Origin of the sequence: Pseudoxanthomonas sp. UTMC 1351, from assembly GCF_040948865.1 — a bacterium.
GTDB lineage: Bacteria > Pseudomonadota > Gammaproteobacteria > Xanthomonadales > Xanthomonadaceae > Pseudoxanthomonas_A.
Genome location: NZ_JAVGJT010000014.1, coordinates 105,531 through 130,309, shown reverse-complemented (window position 1 = coordinate 130,309; position 24,779 = coordinate 105,531). Strand labels below are relative to the sequence as shown.

The following is a 24,779-nucleotide window of genomic DNA, read 5'->3' as shown; positions in this document are numbered from 1 at the left end:
CCGGGCCATCCATAAAGGGCTAAAATCAAGCAATGTCATTCGCCAACCAGACTTTGACCGGCAGCAAGCCGGAACAGTACGCGCAGCTGCTAGCCCAGGCGCGCGCGCTGGTGGCCGGTGAAACCGACCGCATCGCCAACGCCGCCAATCTGTCGGCGCTGGCGTATCACTCGCTGCCGGATCTGAACTGGGTGGGGTTCTACTTCTACGACGGCAACGAGCTGGTGGTCGGTCCCTTCCAGGGATTGCCGGCCTGCGTGCGCATTGCCTTGGACAAGGGCGTCTGCGGTGCCGCCGCGCGTGCCCGCCAGACCCAACGTGTGGAAGACGTCGATGCCTTTCCCGGCCACATTGCCTGCGATGCGGCGTCGCGTTCGGAACTGGTGGTGCCGCTGGTGAAGGACGATCGCCTGATCGGCGTGTTCGATCTGGACAGTCCGCGCGTTGGGCGCTTCGACGAAGACGACCAGCGGGGCCTGGAAGCTATCGCCCAGGCATTTCTGGAATCGCTGACATGACCGTCAAGCTGCGCAATATCGGTCCTAAATCCGCCGCGTGGCTGCGACAGGTGGGCCTGCGAACCGGCGAAGATTTGGCCGCAGTGGGATCGGTGGAAGCCTTCATGCGCGTCAAGCGCGCCGGCTTTCGCCCCAGCCTCAATCTGCTGTACGCGCTGGAAGGCGCGCTGTTGGATTGCCATTGGCAGCAGTTGCCGGAAAACCGCCGCAGCGAGTTGCTGGTGGCCTACGACGCAGCCGCTGCGCTGCTGCCGCCCCCCCGTGGACGGCCCGCTGCCGCGCCGGTGACCACGACGCAGGGCTCTCATGATGACGAAGGCGCCGCGCCGTCCTTCGACATGTTCGATTCTCCCAGCGGCGGTAGCGACAGCGACGACTGAGCCAAGATATTACGTTGGCTGTCAGCCTGTCATAGCGGCAGTGTCGGCATGACCATCCTGTGGGAGGAGTTCATCCGCGCCTTTGTAGAGCCAAGCACGCTGAGCCGGGCAGGTTGTTTCCCGCATGGGCGCGTCTGCGCCTATAATCGCGGCGCTTCAAGGTGACCTGCTGGCGGATCTCGCCATCGGGTTGAAACGGGAAGCCGGTGAAGCCTTATAGATGCGGCACTCGCAAGAGTGCCCTCCATTTTCCCTCCCTTGCGCAGCGGGGGAGGGCAAGGGTGGGGGGAAAAACCGATTCGGCAATTTCAAGCCGAATTCGTTCCAAATCAACAAAGGCAATTCCGGCGCTGCCCCCGCAACGGTAAGCGAACCGTACCAAGGCAACCGCCACTGTGCGACGCACGGGAAGGCGCCAAGGTCGAGCGCGTCAGCGCTCATTCGCGAGCCCGGAGACCGGCCTTGGAGCTCACTGGTTGCGATGCGGAGGGCGTCGCGGCGTGCCGTGCGCCGCGTGCGCGCCGTTCGCTTCGTTTCCCTTTGTGCTGCAACTCCACGTTCCGCTATGCGCTTGTGCGCGATGGAGTTGATTCATGCCGTTCCGGTTTCCGGCTTTCCGTACCCTTTCTCTGGCCGTCGCGCTGGGCCTTCCCGCTGTTGCGGCTGCGCAAAGCGGCGACAGCACTACCGACCTGGACGAAGTGATCGTCACCGGCACGCGCACCGAAGTCTCGGTGAAAGACAGTCTGGTGCCGGCCCAGGTGATCGGCCGTGCCGAGATCGAGCGCAGCCAGGCACGATCGCTGTCGGAACTGCTGCGCGGCCGCGCCGGTATCGGCTTCTCCAATCAGGGCGGTCTGGGCAAGATCACCACGCTCAATCTGCGCGGTACCGAATCCGACCATGTGCTGGTGCTGATCGACGGCGTCCGTGTGGGCTCCGCCACCGCCGGCCTGCCCGCGTTGCAGGACCTGCCGATCGACCAGATCGAACGCGTGGAAATCGTGCGCGGCCCGCGCTCGAGCTTGTATGGATCGGAAGCCATCGGCGGTGTGATCCAGATCTTCACCCGTCGTGGCGGCAAGGGCTTGTCGCGCAGCTTCCGCGTTGGCGGCGGCAGCAACAACCTGCGCGAAGCCAGCGGCGGTTTCAGCTATGGCGGCGAACGCGCCTGGTTGGGCGCCAATGCGGCTTATCAGAAGACCGACGGCATCAACGCCTGCCGCGGTTCCGGAACGCTCTTCAAGGGCTGCTTCACTGACGAACCCGACCGCGATGGTTACCGCAACGTTTCGTTGAACGTCCGCGGCGGCGTGCGCTTCGATGAGGCATGGACCTTGGAAGGCAGCTTCCTCAACGCTGACGGCGAGAACGAGTACGACGGCAGCTTCGTCAATCGTTCGGAAACCCTGCAGCAAGTGATCGGCGGCAAGTTGCGCTACGCGCCTTCGGACAAGTTGAACGTGGTGCTGTCGGTGGGCCGCAACAAGGATCACTCGGACGACTATCTGGACGAACTGTTCATGGGCGTCTTCCAAACACGCCGCGACATGGCGTCGTTGCAGGCCGACTTCGGTCTGGCGGAAGGGCAATTGCTGACTGCCGGGCTGGACTGGCAGGACGACGTGGTGAAGAGCGACACCGAATTCACGGGCACCAGCCGCGACAACAAGGCCGGCTTCGTCGAGTATCAGGGCACATTTGGCAAGCACCAACTACAGGCCAGCCTGCGCCAGGACGACAACGAACAGTTTGGCGATCATGCCACCGGCAGCCTGGGTTATGGCTTGTCGCTGGGCAAGGGCCTGAAGTTGACCGCCAGCTACGGGACCGGCTTCAAGGCGCCGACGATCAATGATCTGTACTACCCGTTCTTCGGCAATCCTGACCTGAAGCCGGAATCGTCCAAGAGCTTGAACGTAGGCGTCGCGCAGTACGCGGATAGCTGGAACTGGACGTTCAACGTGTTCGAGAACCGCGTGGACGATCTGGTGTCCTACGACTCCAGCATCTTCCTGCCGAACAACATCGACAAGGCACGCATCCGCGGTGCCGAATTCACCTTCGATACGCAGATCGCCGGCTTCGAAATCTCCGCCCAGCTGAGCCACGTGGATCCACGCAACCGTACGCGCACCACGCCCACCGGCACGGATAACCTCAACTACGACAACCTGCTGGCTCGCCGCGCGCGCAACAGCGGGCGCATCGATATTGATCGCCGCTTCGGTGATTTCCGCATCGGCACCACCTTCGCCGGCGCCAGCCACCGCTACGACGATGCCGCCAACCAGATGCGCCTGGCGGGCTACGGCACGCTCGACTTGCGGGTGGAGTACGCGATCAACGATGAGTGGACGTTGCAGGCGCGCGCCAACAATGTGTTCGACCGCGAATACGAAACCGTCGCCTGGTACTACCAGCGCGGCCGCGAGTATGGGTTGAGCCTGAGGTATCAGGCGCAGGATTGACGGCGGTTTTTGACGGTAGATAACTCTGTAGGAGCGCCGTCTCGGCGCGAGCTCTTCGCTTTGATCGCGATCTGATGAGAAGAGCTCGCGGCGGGACGCCGCTCCTACAAAAGCGACGAACCACACAAGGGCGGACGATCTTGTGGGAGCGACGTGAGTCGCGACCGGAAACATCAACGTCGCGACCCACCGGTGGTGGCATGCCACCACCACTTCCACAAGGAATTAGTCCGCTCTACAACACATCGAACAACGAGCCCTGCTCCACCACTTCTTCGCGCTCGCGGAATCCCGACAGTCCCACACCTACCAAGCGATAAAGCGTGTCCGGCGCTAGATCCACCCGGTCACGCAACGACAACGCAATGGCAGTGAACTCCTCAACCGAGGCGGGTGGAACGTCAGGCGTGAAGCTACGGGTGAGAAGGCGGAAATGCGCGGTCTTCAACTTAAGCACCACGGTATGGCCTACGCGTTCGGTCTTGCGCGTGGCTTCCCAGGTTTTTCCCGCCAGTTGTCGAATCGCCTCATCCAACTCGCCGATCGGCAGGTCGCGTGCGAACGTGTCTTCGGAGGAAATCGACTGCACCGGTTGATTAGGTTCCACGGGCCGCTCATCGATACCGCGTGCGCGCCGGAACAGGCTGCCGCCGAAACTGCCGAACCGTTGCTCCAGTTCCTCTCGCGGCAACGCGCGCAGGTCGCCAACGGTCTGGATGCCGAGCGCCTGCAGCTTGCCCAGCATCACCTTGCCTACGCCAGGAATGCAGCCGACCGGCAACGGGGTGAGGAAGCCTTCCACCTGATGCGGGCGGACCACGAACAAACCATCCGGCTTGCGCCAATCGGAGGCGATCTTGGCCAGGAACTTGTTGGGTGCTACGCCGGCCGATGCGGTGAGCGAGGTCTCTTCGCGGATTTGCGTGCGGATGGTTTCGGCGATGGCGGTCGCGGTGGGTAGCTCGGACTTTGGCTCGGTGACGTCCAGGTACGCTTCGTCCAGCGACAGCGGTTCCACCAAGTCGGTATGGCGCAGAAAGATTTCCCGCACATGCCGCGACACGGCCTTGTAGCGGCTGAAATCCGGCGGCACGAACACCGCCTGCGGACACAGCCGCTCAGCGCGTACGGCCGGCATGGCCGAACGGACGCCGAACTTCCGCGCCTCATATGAGGCCGCGCACACCACCGAACGACTCCCGCGCCACGCCACCACCACCGGCTTGCCGCGCAACGACGGATCGTCGCGCTGCTCCACCGAGGCGTAGAACGCGTCCATGTCGATGTGGATGATCTTGCGCATGCGCCCATTGTGCCGCCGGAGCGTCGCAGTGGGTGCTATCAAGGCTTCTAGGTTCAACCATAGAACCATGTAGGAGCGCCGTCTCGGCGCGAGCTCTTCGCTTCTATCGCATCTGACAGGAAGAGCTCGCGGCGGGACGCCGCTCCGCGCCCCGATAGCCATTCAGCGCGCGCGACCAAGAACGCGCCGCAGCGCGTCCAGATGGCGAACGGAGGGCTTCAATCGCTCTTCGCTTCTATCGCAATCTGACAGGAAGAGCTCGCGGCGGGACGCCGCTCCGCGCCCCGATAGCCATTCAGCGCGCGCGATCAAGAGCGCGCCGCAGCGCGTCCAGATGGCGAACGGAGGACTTCAATCGCTCTTCGCTTCTATCGCAATCTGACAGGAAGAGCTCGCGGCGGGACGCCGCTCCGCGCCCCGATAGCCATTCAGCGCGCGCGGCCAAGAACGCGCCGCAGCGCGTCCAGATGGCGAACGGAGGGCTTCAATCGCTCTTCGCTTCTATCGCGATCTGACGGGAAGAGTTCGCGGCGGGACGCCGCTCCTACGACATCTCATCTCCTGTAGGAGCGCCGTCTCGGCGCGAGCTCTTCGCTTGTGTCGCAATCTAACGGGAAAAGCTCGCGGCGGGACGCCGCTCCTACAGGGGTATGACGATGATTCGGCGCTGGATACGGCAAAAAATCCCATCGCCCGTACGGATTTCTACCGATCCACGGCTTTGCGCCCCACCGCCGGATCATCGGTAAAGAAACCATCGATGCCGGTCTTCAGATACGCGCGGATTTCGGCGATGGAGCCGGCTTCGTTGCGGGTCCGTGGATCTTCGCCCAGCCAAAGCGCGCGTGGCAGGAATTGATTCTCCGGCCGGAAGGTATACGGCTGCACCTGCAACCCTGCCGCATGCGCGTCGCGTACGAGCGAGGTCGGTTCGCCCAGCTGGCCCCGCTTGTCGACGGCGATGACGCTGCGCGAATACGGCCCGATGGCGTCGGCGTACTTCGCGATGGTTCGTAGTCCGGCCGGCGTCATCATCTCGGCGTAGCGAAGTTCGCCGCCAGCAGCCAGTACATCGCCTGGCCGTTCTTCGGGGTCGCCCAGCAATTGCAGCAAGCGAATATTGCCCGGCGAATCCCCCAGCTTCCCGCGCAGCTCGCGCAGATTGGCGATCTCGAAGGATTGAATGGTCACCGGCGCCGTGCGCGTGTACGCGTGCGCCGCCAGCGTCGCCAACAGTTTGTCTTCCATCGCCAGACCGATGCTCTGGAAATAAGACGGGTGCTTGATCTCCGGAATCAAGCCGATGACCCGATCACGTGCGGCAGATTCAGCGGCCACCAGGGCGATGATTTCTTCCAGCGTGGGTATTTCATACTGGCCGTCGTGGTCAGTGCTGCGCAGCTGCGGCAGGCGCTCGCGGGCACGCAGGGTCTTCAACTCGGCCAGCGTGAAATCCTCGACGAACCAACCTTCGACTTCTTGGCCATCGATAACGCGCATGCGCTTTCGATCGGCGAACTCGGGCCGCCCCGCCACGTCGGTGGTGCCGCTGATCTCGTTTTCATGACGCGCCACCAGCACGCCGTCGCGCGTGGACACCAGGTCCGGCTCGACCACATCCGCGCCGTCTTCGATCGCCTGCCGATACGCTACTAGCGTGTGCTCCGGACGCAGCGCGCTGGCCCCGCGGTGGCCGATAACCACCACCCGTTCTGCGATCGGGCGCTCCGCGGCAATGGCGGGGGAAGCCGTCACGGTGATCCACCCGGCCGCGGCGACGACAATGGCAAACAAGACCCGCTGCATGATCCGGTCCTCATGGCGAAGATATAGCGCGCATTGGCAACACCGCGCCAGCGTAAAAAGCGCAAAGCCCGACAGAAGCCGGGCTTTGAGTGCAACGCGGGAGGAGAGAGGTGCCGCGTTGCGAAGCGTATTCTCCACGCCGATTGTTACAGCATGGCGACGGCTTTCATTCCAGCGTCGCTGACAACGCCAGATCTGCCACGCCGCTGCGTCGATGATATCCGCCCATGAAGGCGGCCGAGCCATGAACCACCGTGACGTCGGAAAGAGCAGCCGAGCAAGCTCGGCTCTACGTAAGTCACCCACGCCTATTCGTTCCTCGTAGAGCGGAGCTTGTTACATCCCCTTGGGGGACTCCGCTGCTCTCCGCACGAACCATGAACCACCTGGCGTCAGGAAAAGCAGCCGAGCAAGCTTGGCTCTACGTAAGTCACCCACGCCTATTCGTTCCTCGTAGAGCGGAGCTTGCTCCGCTGCTCTTCGCACAAACCATGAATCACCTGGCGTCGGGAAAGGCAGCCGAGCAAGCTCGGCTCTGCGTGGGTCAACCGCGATTCTTGGCTATTCCACCGTCACCGACTTGGCCAGATTGCGTGGCTTGTCCACGTCGGTACCGCGCGCCAGGGCGGTGTGATAGGCCAGCAGCTGCACGGGAATGGTGTGCACCACCGGGCTCAGCACGCCGGTATGGCGGGGCGTGCGGATGACGTGGACGCCTTCGGATTCAGTGAAGTTGCTGTCTTGGTCGGCAAACACAAACAGCTCGCCACCGCGCGCGCGCACTTCCTGCATGTTGGATTTGACCTTCTCCAATAGCTTGTCATTGGGCGCGATGACGACCACCGGCATGTTGGCGTCCACCAACGCCAGCGGGCCGTGCTTGAGCTCGCCGGCGGGATAGGCCTCGGCGTGGATGTATGAGATTTCCTTCAGCTTCAACGCGCCTTCCAGGGCGATGGGATAGTGCAGGCCGCGGCCTAGGAACAATGCATCGGACTTGGGTGCGAAGCGCTCCGCCCACACGGCGATCTGCGGCTCCAGGTTCAACGCGTGCTGCACGCTGCCGGGAAGGAAACGCAGCTGCTCCAGATAGTCGGCTTCCTGTTCCGGCGTTACCCGGCCATGCAACTTGCCGAGTACCACCGTCAGCTGGAACAGCGCCGCCAGCTGCGTGGTGAACGCCTTGGTCGACGCGACACCGATTTCCGCACCGGCACGGGTGTAGCAGACCAGGTCGCTGGCGCGCGGGATGGCGCTCTCCGGCACGTTGCAGATCGACATCGTGTGCCTGTGGCCCAGCGATTTGGCGTATTTCAGCGCTTCCATCGTGTCCAGCGTTTCGCCGGACTGGGAGATGGTGACCACCAGATGCTTGGGATTGGCGTAGGCGGCGCGATAACGGTATTCGCTGGCGATCTCCACGCTGCACGGCAGGCCCGCGATGGCTTCTATCCAGTAGCGAGCGGTCAGGCCGGCGTAGTAGCTGGTGCCGCACGCCAGAATCTGCACGCCTTCCACGTCCTTCAGCACCGCTTCGGCATTGGCGCCGAACAACCGGGGCGAGAAGCCTTCCTCGATCACTGCCTCGATGGTGTCGGCAATGGCGCGCGGCTGCTCGTGGATTTCCTTCTGCATGAAATGGCGGTACGGGCCCAGCTCCAGCGAGGCCAGCGACACGTCGGAGACATGGATTTCGCGCTCGATCGGTTGGTTGTTGCCATCGAACACGCGCACGGCATCGCGCGTCACTTCGGCGGTATCGCCTTCTTCCAGGAAGATCACCTGGCGGGTCGCCTGGAGGATGGCCGATACGTCCGAAGCAATGAAGTTTTCGCCTTCGCCCACACCGATCAGCAGCGGGCAACCCATGCGCGCGCAGACCATGCGCTCGGGTTCCTTGCGGCTCACCACCGCCAGCGCATAGGCGCCGGTCAGTTCCTTGACCGTGCGTTGCAGGGCGCCCAACAGATCGTCGCCTTGCTTCAGGTAGTGGTGGATCAGGTGCGCGATGACTTCGGTATCGGTCTGCGATTCGAACTCGTAGCCCAGCTGGCGCAGGCGCTCGCGCTGTTCTTCGTGGTTTTCGATGATGCCGTTGTGCACCAGCGCCACGCCGTAACTGATGTGCGGATGCGCATTGGCTTCCGTCACTCCGCCGTGCGTCGCCCAGCGGGTGTGGCCGATGCCCAGCTGGGCGTTGAAGCCTTCGGCGGCCGCGGCATTTTCCATCTCCGACACGCGGCCGGTGCGGCGCACGCGGCGTACGTCATGAGCCTCCACCACGGCGATGCCGGCCGAGTCGTAGCCGCGGTATTCCAGCCGCTTCAGTCCTTCGATCAGTACCGGGACCACATCGCGATCCGCAATCGCGCCGACAATGCCGCACATAGGCCACTACCATCCTGTGTTGAATAGACCGAAATTCTACTTGTCCGGCGTCATCGACGCGTGTCCGGCAAGTGTCCGCGGACACGCGGACACCAATACGGAGCAAGACAATCCCCTTTAAATCAATGCCTTACATATGGCATGCATCCTGCTTACAAGAGCGGGACACCTTACATAACGCATGCCATCGATGATTCGGGACACTTCCGCTCAAGACCGCCCTCTCAGCCACTCGCAAAGCAGCGCGCCGTGGCGCCGCTGGGTCCTGCCTGCCGGCGGCGGTCTGGTGCTGCTGATCTGCATCGTCTTCGCAGCGCGCGGATGGCTGTCCGGCTCCAGTTCGTTCGATGCCAGCCGGGTCCGCATTGCCGAAGTGAAGCGCGGCGACCTGGTCCGCGACATCGCCGGCGATGGCCGGGTGATCGCCTCCAACAGCCCCACGCTCTATGCCATCGCTGGCGGCGTGGTCACCTTGAAGGTCGTGGCCGGCGACGTGGTGAAGCAAGGCCAGCCACTGGCCGAAATAGACAGCCCCGAGCTGCGCAGCAAGCTGGCGCAGGAACAGGCCACGCTGGCCAGCCTGGAAGCCGAAGCCAGCCGCGCCACCCTGGATGCCACCTTGGCTCGCGCCAATGCTCGCAAGCTGCTGGACCAGGCCGAGATCGATCGGCAGGCCGCGCAGCGCGACCTGCAGCGTTACCAGCAGGGATTCGACGGGGGCGCCGTACCTAAGATCGAAGTGATGAAAGCGCAGGATGAATTGCGCAAGGCCGAGATCGGCTTGGCCCATGCCAGCAAGGATTTCGGACTGCAAAGCGAAGGCGCCGGCCTGGACACCCGCAACAAGCGACTGCTGGCCGACCGCCAACGCGCCGTAGTGATGGAAGTGCAGCGACAGGTCGACGCGCTGACGCTACGCGCGCCCTTCGACGGCCAGGTCGGGCAGGTGCAGGCTGTGCAGCGCTCCAACGTAGCGATCAATGCGCCGGTACTGAGCGTGGTCGATCTGTCGGCGTTCGAAGTGGAGATCAAGGTGCCGGAGAGCTTCGCTCGCGATCTGGCCATCGGCATGCCGGCCAAGCTCACCAGCGGCAGCGGCGAACCTTATCCAGGTGAAGTCTCCGCCGTCTCGCCGGAAGTGGTCAACGGCGAAGTCAACGCGCGCCTGCGCTTTAGCGACAAGCAGCCGCCCGGCCTGCGCCAGAACCAGCGCCTGAGCGCGCGCATCCTGATGGATACGCGCCGCAACGTGTTGCTGGTCGAACGCGGTCCATTCGTCGATCAAGGCAATGGTCGCTACGCCTATGTCATGGAGGGCAGCTCCGCCGTGCGCCGGCCGGTGCAGCTGGGCGTCAGCAGCCTCAACGCCGTCGAAATCCTGGGCGGTCTGCAAGCCGGCGACAAGATTGTGGTTTCCGGCAGCGACCAGTTTGGCGATGCCGCGCGCGTATCCGTCAACTGATCCATTCGTCAATTTCATTCGCTATACCGCCACGCACACAAAAAAGGAATCCGCCATGCTTGAAATGCGCCAGGTGTCCAAGATCTACCGTACCGAACAAGTGGAAACGCACGCGCTGCGTTCGCTGGAGCTGCACGTCCGCGACGGCGAGTTCGTTGCCGTCACCGGTCCGTCAGGTTCCGGCAAGACCACCTTCCTCAATATCGCCGGCTTGTTGGAAACCTTCACCAGCGGCCAGTTCCTGCTGGACGGCCAGGACGTGAGCGGTTTGAATGACGACGCGCGTTCACGCATGCGCAATCAGAAGATCGGTTTCATTTTCCAAGGCTTCAATCTGATTCCAGACCTGAATCTGTTCGATAACGTCGACGTGCCGCTGCGCTATCGCGGTATGCCGGCGAGCGAACGCAAGCAGCGTATCGAGGATGCGTTGGGACGCGTGGGCCTGGGCTCACGCATGAAGCACTTCCCGTCTGAACTCTCTGGCGGACAGCAGCAACGCACCGCCATCGCACGCGCTTTGGCCGGCAGCCCGAAATTGCTCCTGGCCGACGAACCTACCGGCAACCTGGACTCGCAGATGGCACGCGGCGTGCTGGAACTGCTGGAAGAAATCAACCGGCAGGGCACCACGATCATCATGGTCACCCACGACCCGGAATTGGCCGCGCGCGCGCAACGCAATGTGCACATCGTCGACGGCATGGCCACCGACCTGTCGGTGGAACCTGCCTTGATCCGCGCGGCGCATTCGGCCGAATCCAGCCTGTCGGCCTCCACTTCTATCTGAGAAACCGCCATGTTCGGTTATTACTTCAATCTCGCCCTGCGCAGCTTCAAACGTAACAAGGCGCTGACCGCATTGATGGTGCTGGCCATCGCACTGGGTATCGGCGCCTGCATGACCACGTTGACCGTGTTCTACGTGCTGTCCGGCGACCCCCTGCCCGGCAAGAGCCATACGTTGTTCTATCCGCAACTCGATCCGGAAGTCATGCAGGGTTATGTCGCCGGCGAGGAGCCTGCCCAGCAGGTAACTCGCCTCGATGCGGAAACCCTGCTGCGCGAGAAGCGCGGCGAGCGCCAGGCAATGATGACGGGCGGCGGGCTATCGATCACGCCGAACCGCCAGGGCCTGGCGCCATTCTTCTCTGATTCGCGCTACACCTCCGCCGACTTCTTCCCGATGTTCGAGGTTCCGTTCCTGTACGGCACCGGCTGGACAGCGAAGGAGGACGATGCGCGCGCGCGGGTGGCGGTGATCTCAAATTCGCTCAACGAAAAACTGTTCGGTGGCGGCAACAACGTCGGCAAAGCGGTGCGGTTGGATAAGGCCGATTTCACTATCGTGGGCATCATCGAAGACGAGTGGCGCCCGACCCCGCGCTTCTACGACATGAACAGCGATCGCTATGGTGAACTGGAAAACGTGTTCCTGCCTTTCACCACCTCGCGGGATCTCGAGATGGGCCGTAGCGGCAGCATGGACTGCTGGGGAGACAGCAACGGCGATTCCACCGGCGTCAATGCCCCCTGCGTCTGGATCCAGTATTGGGTGCAGTTGAGTTCGCCGGAAAAAGTCTCCGAGTACAAAAACTACCTGACCAACTATTCCGACCAGCAGCGCGCATCGGGCCGCTATGAGCGGCCGACCAATGTGCGCCTCCGCCACGTGATGGAATGGCTGGACCACAACAAGGTCGTACCCAGCGACGTGGTGATGCAGCTTTGGCTTGGCTTCGCGTTCCTGCTGGTCTGCCTGGTCAATACGGTGGGCTTGCTGCTAGCGAAGTTCCTGCGCCGCGGCAGCGAGATCGGCGTACGCCGTGCCCTGGGTGCGTCGCGTCGCGCCGTCTTCGCGCAGTGCCTGGTCGAGGCGGGCACGATCGGACTGGCCGGTGGCATCCTCGGCCTGGGACTCTCGCTGCTGGGTTTGTGGGCCGTGCGCCAGCAACCTTCGAGCTATGCGGAACTCGCGCACCTGGACCTGGGTATGTTGCTGACCACGTTCGTGCTGGCGATCGCCGCGAGCCTGTTGGCGGGGTTGCTGCCTGCCTGGCGCGCAATGCAGGTAGCGCCGGCGTTACAGCTGAAATCACAGTAATCCCACCCATCCACCTTCTCCCGCACGTGGGAGAGGGCGACGCAAATACCGAGGAACCGTCATGGAATTCCGCCCCATCCTCTCCACGCTGATGCGCCACAAGACCGCCGCTGCGCTGATCGTGGTCGAGATCGCGCTGACCTGCGCGATCATCTGCAATGCCTTGTTCATGATCAGCGAGCGAATCACGCAGGTCCGCGAAGTCAGCGGCATCGCCGAAAAAGAACTGGTCCGTGTGCAACTCACCGGCATCGGCAGCGATGACAACGCCGCGGCGCAGACCAAGGCCGATCTGGCCGCGCTGCGCGGCATTCCTGGCGTCACCGCTGCGACCGTGATCAATCAGGTGCCGTTCGTCAATTCGTCCTGGAACAGCGGCGTTCGCCTGAGCCAGGACCAACAGCAGTCCACGCTCAGCGCGACCAATTACATGGCCGAAGACCAGTTCATCGAAACCCTGGGACTAAAGCTGGTTGCCGGACGCGTTTTCGAGCCTGACGAATTCATTGAGTTCGAGGATCTGAACAAACCGGATTCGCCGGGCAACATTCCTGCCGCCATCATCACCCGCAAGATGGCGGACAAGCTGTTCCCGGGTGAGGATGCAGTGGGCAAGTCGTTCTATAGCTGGGGCGATGCGCCTATCCGCATCGTTGGCGTCGTCGAACACCTGGTGCGGCCCAGCATGCAGGGCGGGCCCAGCGCACGCGAGTACTCGACGATTTTCCCGGTCAGGACTCACTACAACGTCGGCGGCAACTATGTAATCCGCACTGCCCCGGACAGGCGCGACGAGGTCCTGAAGACGGCGGTGGCCACGCTGCGCGCCAACAGTTCAAACCGGATCATCCTTGACGAAAACACCAAGACCTTCGAGGAGTTGCGTCACGAGTTCTATCAGGCGCCACGCTCGATGGCCTGGTTGCTGGGCGCGGTTTGCGTGCTGCTGCTCTTCGTTACGGCGCTGGGTATCGTCGGGCTGGCCAGTTTCTGGGTGCAGCAGCGTTCCAAGCAGATCGGCATACGCCGGGCGCTGGGCGCCACCCGGCGTCAGATCCTGCGTTACTTCCAGACCGAAAACTTCCTGTTGGCGACACTGGGTATCGTCATCGGCATGACCCTGGCCTACGGCATCAATCAGTTGCTGATGGGCAAATACGAGCTGCCCCGGTTGCCGCTTTTCTACCTGCCCGTAGGCGCGGTTCTGTTGTGGTTGCTGGGTCAGGCTTCCGTATTGGGTCCTGCTATTCGTGCCGCAGCGGTGCCGCCGGCGGTGGCGACTCGCAGCGTCTGACGATCTCTGTTCGTGCCTTCCCGCTGCGTGCGGGAAGGCAGCGACTTCTTGGCCTGATGGGGTGGGTCATGGGATTCCGTTCACCCTTTTTCGTGTTATGCCGCCACAAGGGAACCGCCACATTACTTGTGGTGGAGATCGCTATTGGCTTCGTCCTGCTGTGTCTGGCGTGGCAGGCGGGTGTTGGCTATCAAGCCAGAATCGCGGTGCCTAGCGGCATCGCCGATGCTGAACTGCTGGCGTTCTATCCGCTGGTGAAAGGCGCATCGCCCATCGACCCCGATGAGCTGGTGAACCGCCTTCGGGAAATACCTGGAGTGCGCGAGGCGACGCTGAGCAATCAAGCGCCGTATGGGCCTAACGCTTGGAGTTCCGCGGTGTCGTCCCACCCCAAGATGGACAAAGAGCATCTAGTCGCGAACGTCTACTTCGACAGCGGTTCATTGGCGCAGACATTGGGTTTGCGGCTATCACAAGGGCGCTTGTTCCAACCCACCGAGTACACGATGATCCCTGCTTCGCCAACACACATGGTGCATAAGGAACTTCCGGCACTCGTCACCACCGGGCTGGCGCACCGTCTCTATCCGGATGGGTCCGCTTTGGATCGCCCCATCTACGGCATGCCGCAACGGCTAAGGATAGTCGGCGTCATCGAGCGGCTGCCGCAACCAAAAGCGAGCCACGGACGTGCGATGGAATCAGCCACATTCGTCCTTCCGTTGAAGCCGACGGATGCAGCAAGCTGGTTCTTGATGGTCCGTGCCGACGCGCACCGGCGTACCGAAGTGGCCGCCTCCGTGCAGGCTTACCTCGCCCGCCTGTTCCCCGAACGCGCCGTGACCAAGGCGGTGACGCTTGAGCAGCTGCGGCACACCTACTTTCAGGACGACCGCCGATGGGCTTGGACCATCGCCGCATGCGCCGCGGGCTGGTGGCTGCTGACCCTGCTGAGCATCGCCGTGGCCGGCAATCTATGGGTGCAGCACAGCGCATTGCGCATCAGCTTGCACCGCGCCGTCGGCGCGACGCAAAGGCAGATTGTGCGGGTCGTGCGGTTGGAGAATCTCCTGTTGGCAGGCGGTGGTATTGCGCTTGGCTGGCTGTTGTTCCCCTTCGCCATCGACCGTATGCCCATGCCGTGGACGGCGGAGCCGATGCCGGCTTACTGGCAGGCGCTGGCGGTGCTGGCCATCGGACTTTTCACCCAACTGGCCGTCACCTGGCCCGCGCGGCGCGCTGCGCGGGTTTCGCCTTACCGAGTCACCCGCAAGCCGGTTAGGCTATAGCCATGCCGACCATTCTTGTTATCGACGACAACCCCGCCGTCAGCACCGCGCTGGAAGTCCTGTTCTCGCTGCACGACATCGCTACCCTACGCGCCGAATCACCGGAAGCCGGCCTGGCCCTGCTGCAACATGAACCCGTGGACCTGGTGATCCAGGATATGAACTTCACCGCCGATACCACTTCCGGAGACGAAGGCGAAGCGCTGTTCGCGGCGATCCGCACGCGCCATCCCGACTTGCCGGTGATTCTGCTGACCGCATGGACGCACCTGGAAAATGCTGTTGGCCTGATCAAGGCCGGCGCGGCCGATTACGTGGCCAAGCCATGGAACGATCGCAAGCTGTTGGCGACAGTCAATAATCTTTTGGAGTTCGCCGAAGCGCGCAGCGAACTGGATCGGCGCCGCAGCCGGGAGCGCCGCAGCCGCGATCAGCTTTCGCAGCGCTACGATTTGCGCAACCTGGTATTCGAGGATCCGGCCAGCGAGCGCATCGTCGCGCTGGCCTGCCAGGTCGCGCGCTCCGACTTGCCGGTGCTGATCACCGGTCCCAACGGTGCCGGCAAGGAGAAGATCGCGGAGATCATCCAGGCCAACTCCAGTGTGAAGCAGGGGCCGTTCGTGACGTTGAACTGCGGCGCGCTGCCTTCCGAGCTGATCGAGGCCGAGCTGTTCGGCGCCGACGCAGGCGCCTATACCGGTGCCAACAAAGCGCGCGAGGGCAAGTTCGAAGCCGCGGACGGTGGCACGTTGTTCCTCGATGAGATCGGCAACCTGCCGCTGGCCGGGCAGATGAAACTGTTGCGGGTGCTGGAAACCGGGCGCTTCGAACGGTTGGGTTCCAACCGCGAACGCCATGTCACTGTGCGAGTGATCAGCGCCACCAATGCCGATCTGCCCGCCATGATCCGCGAGGGACAGTTCCGCGAGGATTTGTACTACCGGCTCAACGCGATCGAACTGAATTTGCCGCCGTTGGCGGAACGGCCCGGCGATATCCTGCCGCTTGCCGAACGTTTCTGCCCCGACGACAAAACATTCGCGGAAAGCGCGCGCAGTGCGCTGCTTCGCCATGCATGGCCAGGCAATGTGCGCGAGCTGCGCAATGTGGTCCAGCGCGCCGGTTTGCTGGCCGCCGGCGAACGCATTGAAGCGTCTGATCTGAATCTGCCCAAGCCTGTCCCAGCGAAATCCTCCACCGTGGAAGAGCCGGACCGTGCCGATCTTGAGGCGGCGTTGGCTCGGGCCCGCGGCGTCATTGCACAGGCGGCGGCGGAACTTGGTCTGAGCCGCCAAGCGTTATACCGGCGCATGGACCGGTTCGGCATCCCACGCGAATGATGCGCCGCTCGCTCAATGGTCGCCTGTTGACCTGGTTGCTGCCGCTGCTGTTGCTGGCGGTCGCGCTGCCGTTGCTGCTGTTCCAATGGCTTCCAGATATACGTCTGGTGATTTTGATCTCAGCCTTGATCGTGCTGCCAGTCGCCATGTGGACGATCCATCGTGCACTGGCACCCGCACGGTCGCTTTTCCGTGCGCTTGCCGGCAGCGTCAACAGCTATCGCGACGGCGAATACAACTTCGGCATCCATTGGCGCGGCCAGGGCGAACTGGGCGAGTTGGTGCAGGCGCACCGCGAGCTTGGCGACGTATTGCGCGAGCAGCGACAGGGCCTTGTCCATCGCGAATTGCTGCTGGACGCGATGGTGCAGAACACGCCGGTAGCCATGCTGCTGATTTCCTCGAGCGGTGAAGGCGTGCGGCGGGTGGTGTTCGCCAATATCGCTGCGCGCAAGCTGCTGCACGGCGGCTGGAAGCTGGAAGGACAGGATTTCGATACGCTGTTGGCGCAGGCACCGGTCGAGATGCGCGAAGCCATGGCGCGTGGCGGCGATAGCTTGTTCGCGGTCGGTAATGAGGAAGAAGACGAAGAGGAGCAGGTCTACCACCTGGCGCGGCGGCAGTTCCGTTTGAACGGACGCCACCACGAACTGCTGCTGCTGCGCCTGCTGACCAACGAGCTGCGCCGCCAGGAAGTGCAGACGTGGAAGAAGGTCATCCGCGTCATCAGTCATGAGTTGAACAACTCGCTGGCACCGGTAGCGTCGCTGGCGCATTCCGGCGCAGAGTTGGTGCGGCGCGGCCGTTATGACCGGCTGGAGGAAGTGTTCGGCACCATTGAAGAGCGCGCACGTCACCTGGAAGGTTTTATTCGCGGCTATGCGCGGTTTGCCAAACTGCCGCAACCGCAATTGCAAACTATCCAATGGATGGCGTTCCTGAGTAGCCTGCAACGTCAGATCGGTTTCGAGTTGGAAATGCCGTCGTCGGAGCTGGAAGGCCGCATCGACCCGTCGCAGATCGAACAGGCGTTGCTGAATCTGTTGAAGAACGCGCACGAGTCCGGTTCTGGCAGCGAGGGCGTCAGTGTTCGCCTGACCCGGCTACCGGGATGGCTGCGTATCGAGGTCATGGACCGAGGCAGCGGCATGAACGATGCCGTGCTGCAGAACGCGCTGGTGCCGTTCTATTCCACCAAGCGCAATGGTACCGGTCTGGGCCTGGCGCTGACTCGCGAAATCGTGGAAGCACATGGCGGCCGGCTGTCGCTGCATAACCGCGAAGGCGGCGGCCTGTGCGTGGCGATCCAGTTGCCGGAAGCCGATGTGTAGCGTGCGCTGTAGGCGCGGCCGGACCTCCGTTGAAGACACGCGGCAGGCCCATCTTGGCTTCGCTTCGGATGTTGGTGTAGGAGCGCCGTCTCGGCGCGAGCTCTTCGTTTCTATCGCGATCTGACGGGAAGAGCTCGCGCCAGGACGGCGCTCCTACAAAAGTCTTGTTCGTTGAACGGCCTTCTTCGTTGCGCGTTATTTCTTCTTCGGCCGCTGCCAACCTTCAACGCTCATCTGCCGCCCGCGCGCGATGGTCAGCTCGTCTGGCGGCGCATGCTTGGTGATGACCGACCCCGCACCGATCGTCGCATTCCTTCCCAATGTCACCGGCGCTACCAGCGCAGAGTTGGAACCGACGAACACGCCGTCCTCGATAGTGGTCACCGACTTGTTCACGCCGTCGTAGTTGCAGGTGATGGTGCCGGCGCCGATGTTGACGCCGCTGCCGATCACGGCATCGCCGAGATAGGTCAGGTGGTTCGCCTTGCTGCCGACGCCCAGCGTGGCCTTCTTGGTTTCGACGAAGTTGCCGATATGCACGCCGTCGGCAAGCACAGTGCCGGGACGCAGCCTGGCGTAGGGGCCGATCTGGGCGGCGCCTTCGGTCACCACGCCTTCCAGGTCGCAATGCGCACGTACCTGCGTGCCCGCCGCCAGCTTGACGTCCTTCAAGCGAGAGAACGGACCAATGCTGACGCCATCGCCCAGTTCAATCGTGCCTTCCAGCACCACGTCCACATCGATCTGCACGTCGCGGCCCACGGTGACCGTGCCGCGCTGGTCGTAACGCGCCGGGTCCAGCAGGCGTGCGCCCTGCGCGCATAGCTCGCGCGCGGCTTGGCGTTGATACGCGCGCTCCAGTTGCGCCAGCTGCCAGGGATCATTGGCGCCTTCGGCTTCCATGGGGTCGGCGATCACGACCAGCTCGGCCGGAGCGAATTCTTCAGCGGCTGAAGCGAAGACGTCGGTGAGGTAGTACTCGCCCTGTGCGTTGTCGTTGGACAGCGCCGATAACCAGCGGCGCAGCGCGGTCGATTCCGCGGCGATGATGCCGGTATTGATGGTGCGGATGCGGCGCTGCTCATCGTCGGCGTCCTTGTGCTCGACGATGGCGGCGACTCGGCCTTCGGAATTGCGGACGATCCGGCCATAGCCACTGGGGTCTGCCGGTTCCGCCGCCAGCACCGCCAAGCGGCCAGGCACATCCAGCAAGCGCTGCAGACTCTCGGTCCGGGTCAGCGGCACATCGCCGTACAGCACCAGCACGGTAGCCGCATCCGGCACCTGCGGCATCGCCTGCGCTACCGCATGCCCCGTGCCGAGTTGTTGAGCCTGCTCGGCCCATTGCAGATCGGTCTGACCCGCGAACGCCGCCCGCACCTGATCACCGCCGTGGCCATGGACCACATGGATACCCGCCGGATTCAGCGCGCGCGCCGCGGCGATCACATGGCCCAGCATTGGCCGGCCGGCGATAGGCTGCAGCACCTTGGGCAAGGCAGACTTCATTCGCTTACCCTCGCCCGCGGCGAGGATGATCACGTGTAGGGCATTTGCCATGTCGGGCTCCTAGGTCTGTGCTGATAGGATATTTGAAATGACGTTCGAATCCGCAACTGCAGAGACATCGACCCAGGACATAGGCCCGCGCACCATACTGCTCTGGTCGGGGGCCGCTGCATTGTTAGCGGGACTGGTGATTCATCGCTCATGGGAACAGTGGCATTCCGGGCGCGCGGGCGAGCTTCTGTTGATCGCAGGCGTGCTGCTGGGATTCGCTGCGCTGGTGGCCAAGCTGATGCGCTGGTCCCTAGCCAGCTCCATGGCGCTGCTCTGGATCGTTGCGCTTCTATGGTTCGCTGGTTTACTGCCCACATCGGCTACCGTGATATTCGTTATCGCGGCTGTGGCTGTGGGTGGGATGGTTCTGCCGCGAGAGCACGTTGCACTGCAGGGACTGCTCGGTGGCGCGTTATTTTCTGCCGTGGTGGGTTGGCTGCTGCCCCTGCCACTGCACCATGGTTGGATCTACGCGTGTGTATGCGTGGCCGCAATCGCATACCGATACAGGGCGCTGGAGCAAGCATTCCGCGCAGCGCGCCATCAATGGGCTGATGCTGTTGCGTTGGCGCCCCGCGCCGCTGGTTTCGCGGTGACCGCGCTGGGGCTGGCCAGCACTGCCTGCTGGTTACCCACCTTGCAGTTTGACGATCTCGCCTACCATTTGCGACTGCCTTGGGAGCTGCAGGACCAAGGTTTCTATTCGCTGGATCCGCGCTTCCAGATCTGGGCGCTGGCTCCTTGGGCATCGGACGTGTTGCATGCGATTCCGCAGCTCATATCAGGATCCGAGGCGAGAGGGGCGGTCAATGCCTTTTGGCTGATGGCAACCGCTGCGGGTGTTTGGCGGCTGGCATCTCGAATGGGTAGTCCGGCAGCTGCATGCTGGCTTTCAGTCGCACTGGTCGCCAGCATACCGCTTACCGCTCCGTTGGCCGGCGGCATGCAGACCGAGTTACCCACAGCGGCAGCGTTGGCCTGGACGGCGGCAATGGTGATGGACCCCAAGACACGGGAGCTGCGTTGGTGGCTGGCTTTGGCCATGCTGATCGGGCTTTTGATCGCGGTGAAGCTTACCGCTGCCGCGATGGCAGGCGTTTTGCTTTTGTGGGCATTGGTTCGCCACCCCTGGCCATCCGTGCCACGCATATTGATTGTGATGGTGATGGCCGCCTTCATCGCCGCGCCCAGTTACGTCTACGCGTTGGCCGTTTCAGGCAATCCGGTGCTGCCGCTATTCAACGGCTGGTTCCAATCCGATTACTTCCCCCTGACCAACAGGATCGATCCGCGCTGGCATGCCGGGTTCAACCTTCGACTGCCTTGGGACATGACGTTCGATACTGATCGGTATCTGGAAGCGTACGACGGTGGTGGTGGCTTCTTGCTCATCGCATTGGCGGGAGCATGGCTGCTCGGCCTTTTTTATAAGCATACGCGTGCACTGTCTGTGATCGCCACGGCCATTTTCCTGCTGCCGTTGTTGCAGATGCAGTATCTTCGCTATGCCTATCCCGGCCTGGTATTGCTTTCACCCGCATTGGTTGCCGCGGCATTCCACCGGTCTTCCCGATATTCCACCTGGTTGGTAGTTGGCTTATGCGTGCTGAATTTTTTATTTCAGTCCAACAGCCATTGGATGCTGCGGACTGGGGCGCTCAAGGCCAGCGTGAAAAGCCTGGGAAAAGATTCGCCATTGCTCGAGCACTACGCGCCGGAAAGGCTGTTGGCTGCCGCGATCCGGGATAAGGCTCCGGCAAGTGGGAACGTGCTTCTACTGGAACTTTCCAAACCCTATTTCGCTGAACTCGGTACCAGGGGGCGGTCCCCAGCCTGGTACGCCCCGGGATTGCAAACCGATGCCGACGTCGCCGATCGCGACATCAGTGGTTCTGCGTGGGTCGAGCTGCTGGGGCGGCACGGCGTAGACGAAGTGATCTTGTACCCACAAAAGCTGTCACCGGCGCAAGCGGAAGCGTTGCGCTCGTTGAGAGCAACCAAAAGGATGTCGGTAGGCGACGCAGAGTGGTGGAGCCTGCCGACCCGGCCGGAGAATCCTGTGCGATGAGCATCGCGAAGCAGGGCAGAGCCTTTCTGCTGATGGGGTTTCTGCAATGGATCGTGGATTGGATAGTCACTGTTCTGCTCAGCCAAAGTGGCATGCATTTGGAAATGGCAAATATCGTTGGAAGAGTGTGTGGAGCGATGCTGGGCTTCTGGCTAAACGGCCGAATTACCTTCGCCAACCCTGATGTCGCCCTTGGACGAAAGCAACTGCTACGTTTCTTGCTTGCGTGGCTGGCGCTGACACTGATCAGCACGATGGCCATCGGCGCCATAGGGCGCCATGCCACACTTCAGGCGGCTTGGCTGGCCAAGCCGGTGATCGAGGCCATTCTCGCAGTTGCCAGTTTTTTTATTTCACGCCATTGGATCTACCGCTGAACTATGACCACCATCGCGCGCATTGCCGTTGTAGTCCCATGCTATCGGGTACGCGCCCAGATTCTGCAAGTCATTGGGGCGATCGGACCCGAAGTGGGCTGGATATTTGTCATTGACGATGCTTGCCCGGAACAGACCGGCGATTGGGTGAAGGAGCAATGTGCCGATCCCCGAGTTACCGTGCTGACCCATTCCGGCAACCTCGGTGTGGGTGGCGCGGTAGTAACCGGATATCGGCGGGCGCTCGCCACTCCTGCCGAGGTGGTCATCAAGCTGGATGGTGACGGCCAGATGGACCCCGCACAGATCGGCCGCATTGCGGGGCCGCTGCTGGCCGGGCAAGCCGACTACTCCAAAGGCAATCGCTTCCATCGCGTCAGCTACGCTCAAGGCATGCCCGCTCTCCGTTTGCTTGGCAATGCCGGACTATCGTTTTTTTCCAAGTTGTCCAGTGGCTACTGGCAGCTTTCCGACCCGACCAACGGTTACACGGCGATCCGTCGCGAGCTGCTCACCGAGTTGGAGCTGGAACGGTTGGCCCGCCGCTATTTCTTTGAGTCGGACTTGCTGTATCACCTCAATCAGGCGCGTGCACTGGTGATCGATATTCCTATGAAAGCTCGCTACGAGAACGAGCCCAGCAGCCTGCAGCCAATGAAAGTGTTCTGGCCTTTCTTGTTGGGACATCTGCGGAACGGCTTGCGACGAATCTGCTACACCTACTTCCTGCGTGGATTCTCAGTAGCCAGTATCGAATTACTGCTTGGTTCGATTCTGCTGGTTGCGGGCGGCGGCTTCGGTCTGTGGCAATGGCACATCTCGTCCGAAAGCGGGATTCCCGCCACGTCCGGCACGGTGATGCTGGCCGCGCTGCCGATCATCCTGGGTATGCAGATGTTGTTGTCGTGGCTGAATTTCGATGTCGCCAGCGAGCCACGACACCCGGTTCACCCAATGCTGCGCGACCGGCAAACGCCGACTTCGCAGCGGGACTAAACAGAACGCCGGCGCGAGGCCGGCGTTCTAATGCAGCTGCGATGTAGCGCGGAACTCAGTGCTTCAAGTTCTTCCGCAGACGCTCCAGGGCGCTCAGCTGGGCGATGCTCATGGCAAGCTGGGCTTGGGCTTCTTCGGCGCTCATCTTCGGGTCGCGGTGAGACAGGACGCGCTCGGCTTCCTCTTTCGCCTTGCGGACCGAAGCTTCGTCGATGTCCTGGGCGCGGATGGCCGTGTCGGCCAGCACGGTCACGACCTGCGGCTGCACTTCCAGAATGCCGCCGGAGATCGCGAAGTCCAGCTGTTCGCCGTTGGGCAGCGTCACCACTACCTTGCCCGGCTTCAAACGGGTGATCAGCGGTGCGTGCTTGGGCGCGATGCCCAGCTCGCCCAGTTCGCCCGTGGCGACTACCAGGATCGCTTCACCATGGAAGATTTCCTGCTCGGCGCTGACGATGTCGCAACGGATGGTGCTTGTCATGGTTCGGTTCTCAAAAGCGGGAACGGGGAACGGGGAACAGGGAATGCGGAATCATCGCAGTTTGATGGTTCCCGGAACCAGGAAAGTTTCATTCCCTGTTCCCCGATCCCTGTTCCCGCTCCAGCTTTTTTCTTACGCCTTCTCGGCCATCTTCTTGGCCTTCTCGACGGCTTCTTCGATGCTGCCGACCATGTAGAACGCCTGCTCCGGCAGGTGGTCGTATTCGCCGTCGACGATCGCCTTGAAGCCGCGGATCGTATCCTTCAGCGAGACGTACTTACCAGGCGAACCGGTGAACACTTCGGCCACGTGGAATGGCTGGCTGAAGAAGCGCTCGATCTTGCGGGCGCGCGACACGGACTGCTTGTCTTCTTCGGACAACTCATCCATACCCAGGATGGCGATGATGTCCTTCAGTTCCTTGTACTTCTGCAGCGTCGCCTGCACGCGGCGCGCGGTGTCGTAGTGCTCGTGGCCGATGACGTTCGGGTCCAACTGGCGGCTGGTGGAGTCCAGCGGATCCACCGCCGGGTAGATACCCAGCGAAGCGATGTTACGGCTCAGCACGACGGTCGCATCCAAGTGGGCGAACGTGGTGGCCGGCGACGGGTCGGTCAGGTCGTCCGCGGGCACGTACACGGCCTGGATCGAGGTGATCGAACCGGTCTTGGTGGAGGTGATGCGCTCCTGCAACACGCCCATTTCCTCGGCCAGCGTCGGCTGATAACCCACCGCCGACGGCATGCGGCCCAGCAACGCCGACACTTCGGTACCGGCCAGCGTGTAGCGATAGATGTTGTCGACGAACAGCAGCACGTCCTTGCCCTTGCCGGAGGCGTCTTTCTCGTCGCGGAAGTATTCGGCCATGGTCAGACCCGTCAGCGCCACGCGCAGACGGTTGCCCGGCGGTTCGTTCATCTGGCCGTACACCATCGCCACTTTGTCGAGGACGTTGGAGTCCTTCATCTCGTGGTAGAAGTCGTTGCCCTCACGGGTACGCTCACCCACGCCGGCGAACACCGACAGACCGCTGTGCGCCTTGGCGATGTTGTTGATCAGTTCCATCATGTTGACGGTCTTGCCGACGCCGGCGCCGCCGAACAGGCCGACCTTGCCGCCCTTGGCGAACGGACACATCAGGTCGATCACCTTGATGCCGGTTTCCAGCAGCTCATTGGTTGAGGACTGATCTTCGTAGCTCGGTGCAGCGCGGTGGATCTCCCAGTGATCGGTGGCCTGCACTTCGCCGGCTTCGTCGATCGGGCGACCCAGCACGTCCATGATGCGGCCCAGCGTGCCTGCGCCCACCGGCACGGAAATCGCGCGGCCGGTGTTGTTGGCCACCAAGTTGCGCTTCAAACCGTCGGTGGAACCGAGGGCGATGGTGCGCACCACGCCGTCGCCGAGCTGCTGCTGTACTTCCAACGTGATGGCGGTGTTTTCCACCTGCAACGCGTCGTAGATCTTCGGCACTTCGGTACGCGGGAATTCGACGTCGACGACTGCGCCGATGATCTGAACGATCTTGCCCTGACTCATGTTGATTTCCTCTGAACTCTAATCTGTTTGTAGGAGCGGCGTGAGCCGCGACCGCTTGTTTGGATTGCAGGG

Annotated in this window: 19 protein-coding genes and 1 riboswitch; of the genes, 13 read left to right on the top strand and 6 right to left on the bottom strand. The window is 62.5% G+C overall.

Going from position 1 to position 24,779, the window contains the following annotated elements; translation table 11 throughout:
* Positions 1-32 precede the first annotated feature (32 nt).
* The 3 genes from AB6O04_RS11675 to btuB all read left to right on the top strand — a co-directional run bounded on the left by AB6O04_RS11675 (position 33) and on the right by btuB (position 3,369).
* A complete protein-coding gene (locus tag AB6O04_RS11675) occupies positions 33-518 on the top strand; it encodes a GAF domain-containing protein (RefSeq protein ID WP_368564101.1) in 486 nt (161 codons plus the stop codon).
* Positions 515-898, top strand: a complete 384-nt coding sequence (locus AB6O04_RS11670; protein WP_368564099.1) for a TfoX/Sxy family protein — start codon at positions 515-517, stop codon at positions 896-898. The genes AB6O04_RS11675 and AB6O04_RS11670 overlap by 4 nt, the downstream gene beginning before the upstream one ends.
* A gap of 142 nt (positions 899-1,040) precedes the next feature.
* A riboswitch (cobalamin riboswitch) is annotated at positions 1,041-1,378 on the top strand.
* A 113-nt stretch (positions 1,379-1,491) separates the two neighbouring features.
* Complete coding sequence (btuB, locus tag AB6O04_RS11665; protein WP_368564098.1) at positions 1,492-3,369, top strand: TonB-dependent vitamin B12 receptor; 1,878 nt, start codon at positions 1,492-1,494, stop codon at positions 3,367-3,369.
* A 235-nt stretch (positions 3,370-3,604) separates the two neighbouring features.
* On the opposite strand, the gene dinB is transcribed toward btuB, so the two are convergent.
* The 3 genes from dinB to glmS all read right to left on the bottom strand — a co-directional run bounded on the left by dinB (position 3,605) and on the right by glmS (position 8,866).
* Positions 3,605-4,672 carry a DNA polymerase IV gene (gene dinB / locus AB6O04_RS11660; RefSeq protein ID WP_368564097.1) on the bottom strand — a complete coding sequence of 356 codons (1,068 nt, stop codon included), beginning with the start codon at positions 4,670-4,672 and terminating at the stop codon, positions 3,605-3,607.
* Positions 4,673-5,377: 705 nt separating this feature from the next.
* Positions 5,378-6,478, bottom strand: a complete 1,101-nt coding sequence (locus AB6O04_RS11655) for a glycerophosphodiester phosphodiesterase (RefSeq protein ID WP_368564095.1) — start codon at positions 6,476-6,478, stop codon at positions 5,378-5,380.
* Between the two features lie 561 nt (positions 6,479-7,039).
* The gene (gene glmS / locus AB6O04_RS11650; protein ID WP_368564094.1) at positions 7,040-8,866 is read right to left on the bottom strand and encodes a glutamine--fructose-6-phosphate transaminase (isomerizing); all 1,827 of its coding nucleotides are present in this window, start codon (positions 8,864-8,866) and stop codon (positions 7,040-7,042) included.
* Positions 8,867-9,056: 190 nt separating this feature from the next.
* Between glmS and AB6O04_RS11645 the strand changes: the two genes are divergently transcribed.
* From AB6O04_RS11645 to AB6O04_RS11615, 7 genes are all read left to right on the top strand, one after another.
* Complete coding sequence (locus AB6O04_RS11645) at positions 9,057-10,328, top strand: efflux RND transporter periplasmic adaptor subunit (protein WP_368564092.1); 1,272 nt, start codon at positions 9,057-9,059, stop codon at positions 10,326-10,328.
* 55 nt (positions 10,329-10,383) lie between these two features.
* A complete protein-coding gene (locus AB6O04_RS11640) occupies positions 10,384-11,118 on the top strand; it encodes an ABC transporter ATP-binding protein (RefSeq protein ID WP_368564091.1) in 735 nt (244 codons plus the stop codon).
* A 9-nt stretch (positions 11,119-11,127) separates the two neighbouring features.
* Positions 11,128-12,432: an ABC transporter permease gene (locus AB6O04_RS11635; protein WP_368564090.1), complete on the top strand. Its 1,305-nt coding sequence runs from the start codon at positions 11,128-11,130 to the stop codon at positions 12,430-12,432.
* A 61-nt stretch (positions 12,433-12,493) separates the two neighbouring features.
* Positions 12,494-13,726 carry an ABC transporter permease gene (locus AB6O04_RS11630; protein ID WP_368564089.1) on the top strand — a complete coding sequence of 411 codons (1,233 nt, stop codon included), beginning with the start codon at positions 12,494-12,496 and terminating at the stop codon, positions 13,724-13,726.
* 68 nt (positions 13,727-13,794) lie between these two features.
* Positions 13,795-15,015: an ABC transporter permease gene (locus tag AB6O04_RS11625; RefSeq protein ID WP_368564087.1), complete on the top strand. Its 1,221-nt coding sequence runs from the start codon at positions 13,795-13,797 to the stop codon at positions 15,013-15,015.
* A 2-nt stretch (positions 15,016-15,017) separates the two neighbouring features.
* On the top strand, positions 15,018-16,355 hold the full coding sequence (locus AB6O04_RS11620) for a sigma-54-dependent transcriptional regulator (protein WP_368564085.1): 1,338 nt from the start codon (positions 15,018-15,020) through the stop codon (positions 16,353-16,355).
* Positions 16,352-17,686: a PAS domain-containing sensor histidine kinase gene (locus AB6O04_RS11615; RefSeq protein WP_368564083.1), complete on the top strand. Its 1,335-nt coding sequence runs from the start codon at positions 16,352-16,354 to the stop codon at positions 17,684-17,686. The genes AB6O04_RS11620 and AB6O04_RS11615 overlap by 4 nt, the downstream gene beginning before the upstream one ends.
* Before the next feature lie 195 nt (positions 17,687-17,881).
* On the opposite strand, the gene glmU is transcribed toward AB6O04_RS11615, so the two are convergent.
* Positions 17,882-19,246 carry a bifunctional UDP-N-acetylglucosamine diphosphorylase/glucosamine-1-phosphate N-acetyltransferase GlmU gene (glmU, locus tag AB6O04_RS11610; protein WP_368564081.1) on the bottom strand — a complete coding sequence of 455 codons (1,365 nt, stop codon included), beginning with the start codon at positions 19,244-19,246 and terminating at the stop codon, positions 17,882-17,884.
* 37 nt (positions 19,247-19,283) lie between these two features.
* On the opposite strand from glmU, the gene AB6O04_RS11605 reads away from it, so the two are divergent.
* The 3 genes from AB6O04_RS11605 to AB6O04_RS11595 are packed head-to-tail and all read left to right on the top strand — an operon-like array spanning position 19,284 to position 22,687.
* On the top strand, positions 19,284-21,314 hold the full coding sequence (locus AB6O04_RS11605) for a hypothetical protein (RefSeq protein ID WP_368564078.1): 2,031 nt from the start codon (positions 19,284-19,286) through the stop codon (positions 21,312-21,314).
* Complete coding sequence (locus tag AB6O04_RS11600) at positions 21,311-21,691, top strand: GtrA family protein (RefSeq protein ID WP_368564077.1); 381 nt, start codon at positions 21,311-21,313, stop codon at positions 21,689-21,691. Before AB6O04_RS11605 ends, AB6O04_RS11600 begins: the two co-directional genes overlap by 4 nt.
* A gap of 3 nt (positions 21,692-21,694) precedes the next feature.
* Entirely contained in the window at positions 21,695-22,687 is a 993-nt protein-coding gene (locus AB6O04_RS11595) for a glycosyltransferase family 2 protein (protein ID WP_368564076.1), read from the top strand.
* 55 nt (positions 22,688-22,742) lie between these two features.
* On the opposite strand, the gene AB6O04_RS11590 is transcribed toward AB6O04_RS11595, so the two are convergent.
* Together AB6O04_RS11590 and atpD are read right to left on the bottom strand one after the other, a co-directional pair.
* A complete protein-coding gene (locus AB6O04_RS11590) occupies positions 22,743-23,168 on the bottom strand; it encodes a F0F1 ATP synthase subunit epsilon (RefSeq protein WP_368564075.1) in 426 nt (141 codons plus the stop codon).
* 132 nt (positions 23,169-23,300) lie between these two features.
* Positions 23,301-24,707: a F0F1 ATP synthase subunit beta gene (gene atpD, locus AB6O04_RS11585; protein ID WP_368564073.1), complete on the bottom strand. Its 1,407-nt coding sequence runs from the start codon at positions 24,705-24,707 to the stop codon at positions 23,301-23,303.
* Between the last annotated feature and the right edge of the window lie 72 nt (positions 24,708-24,779).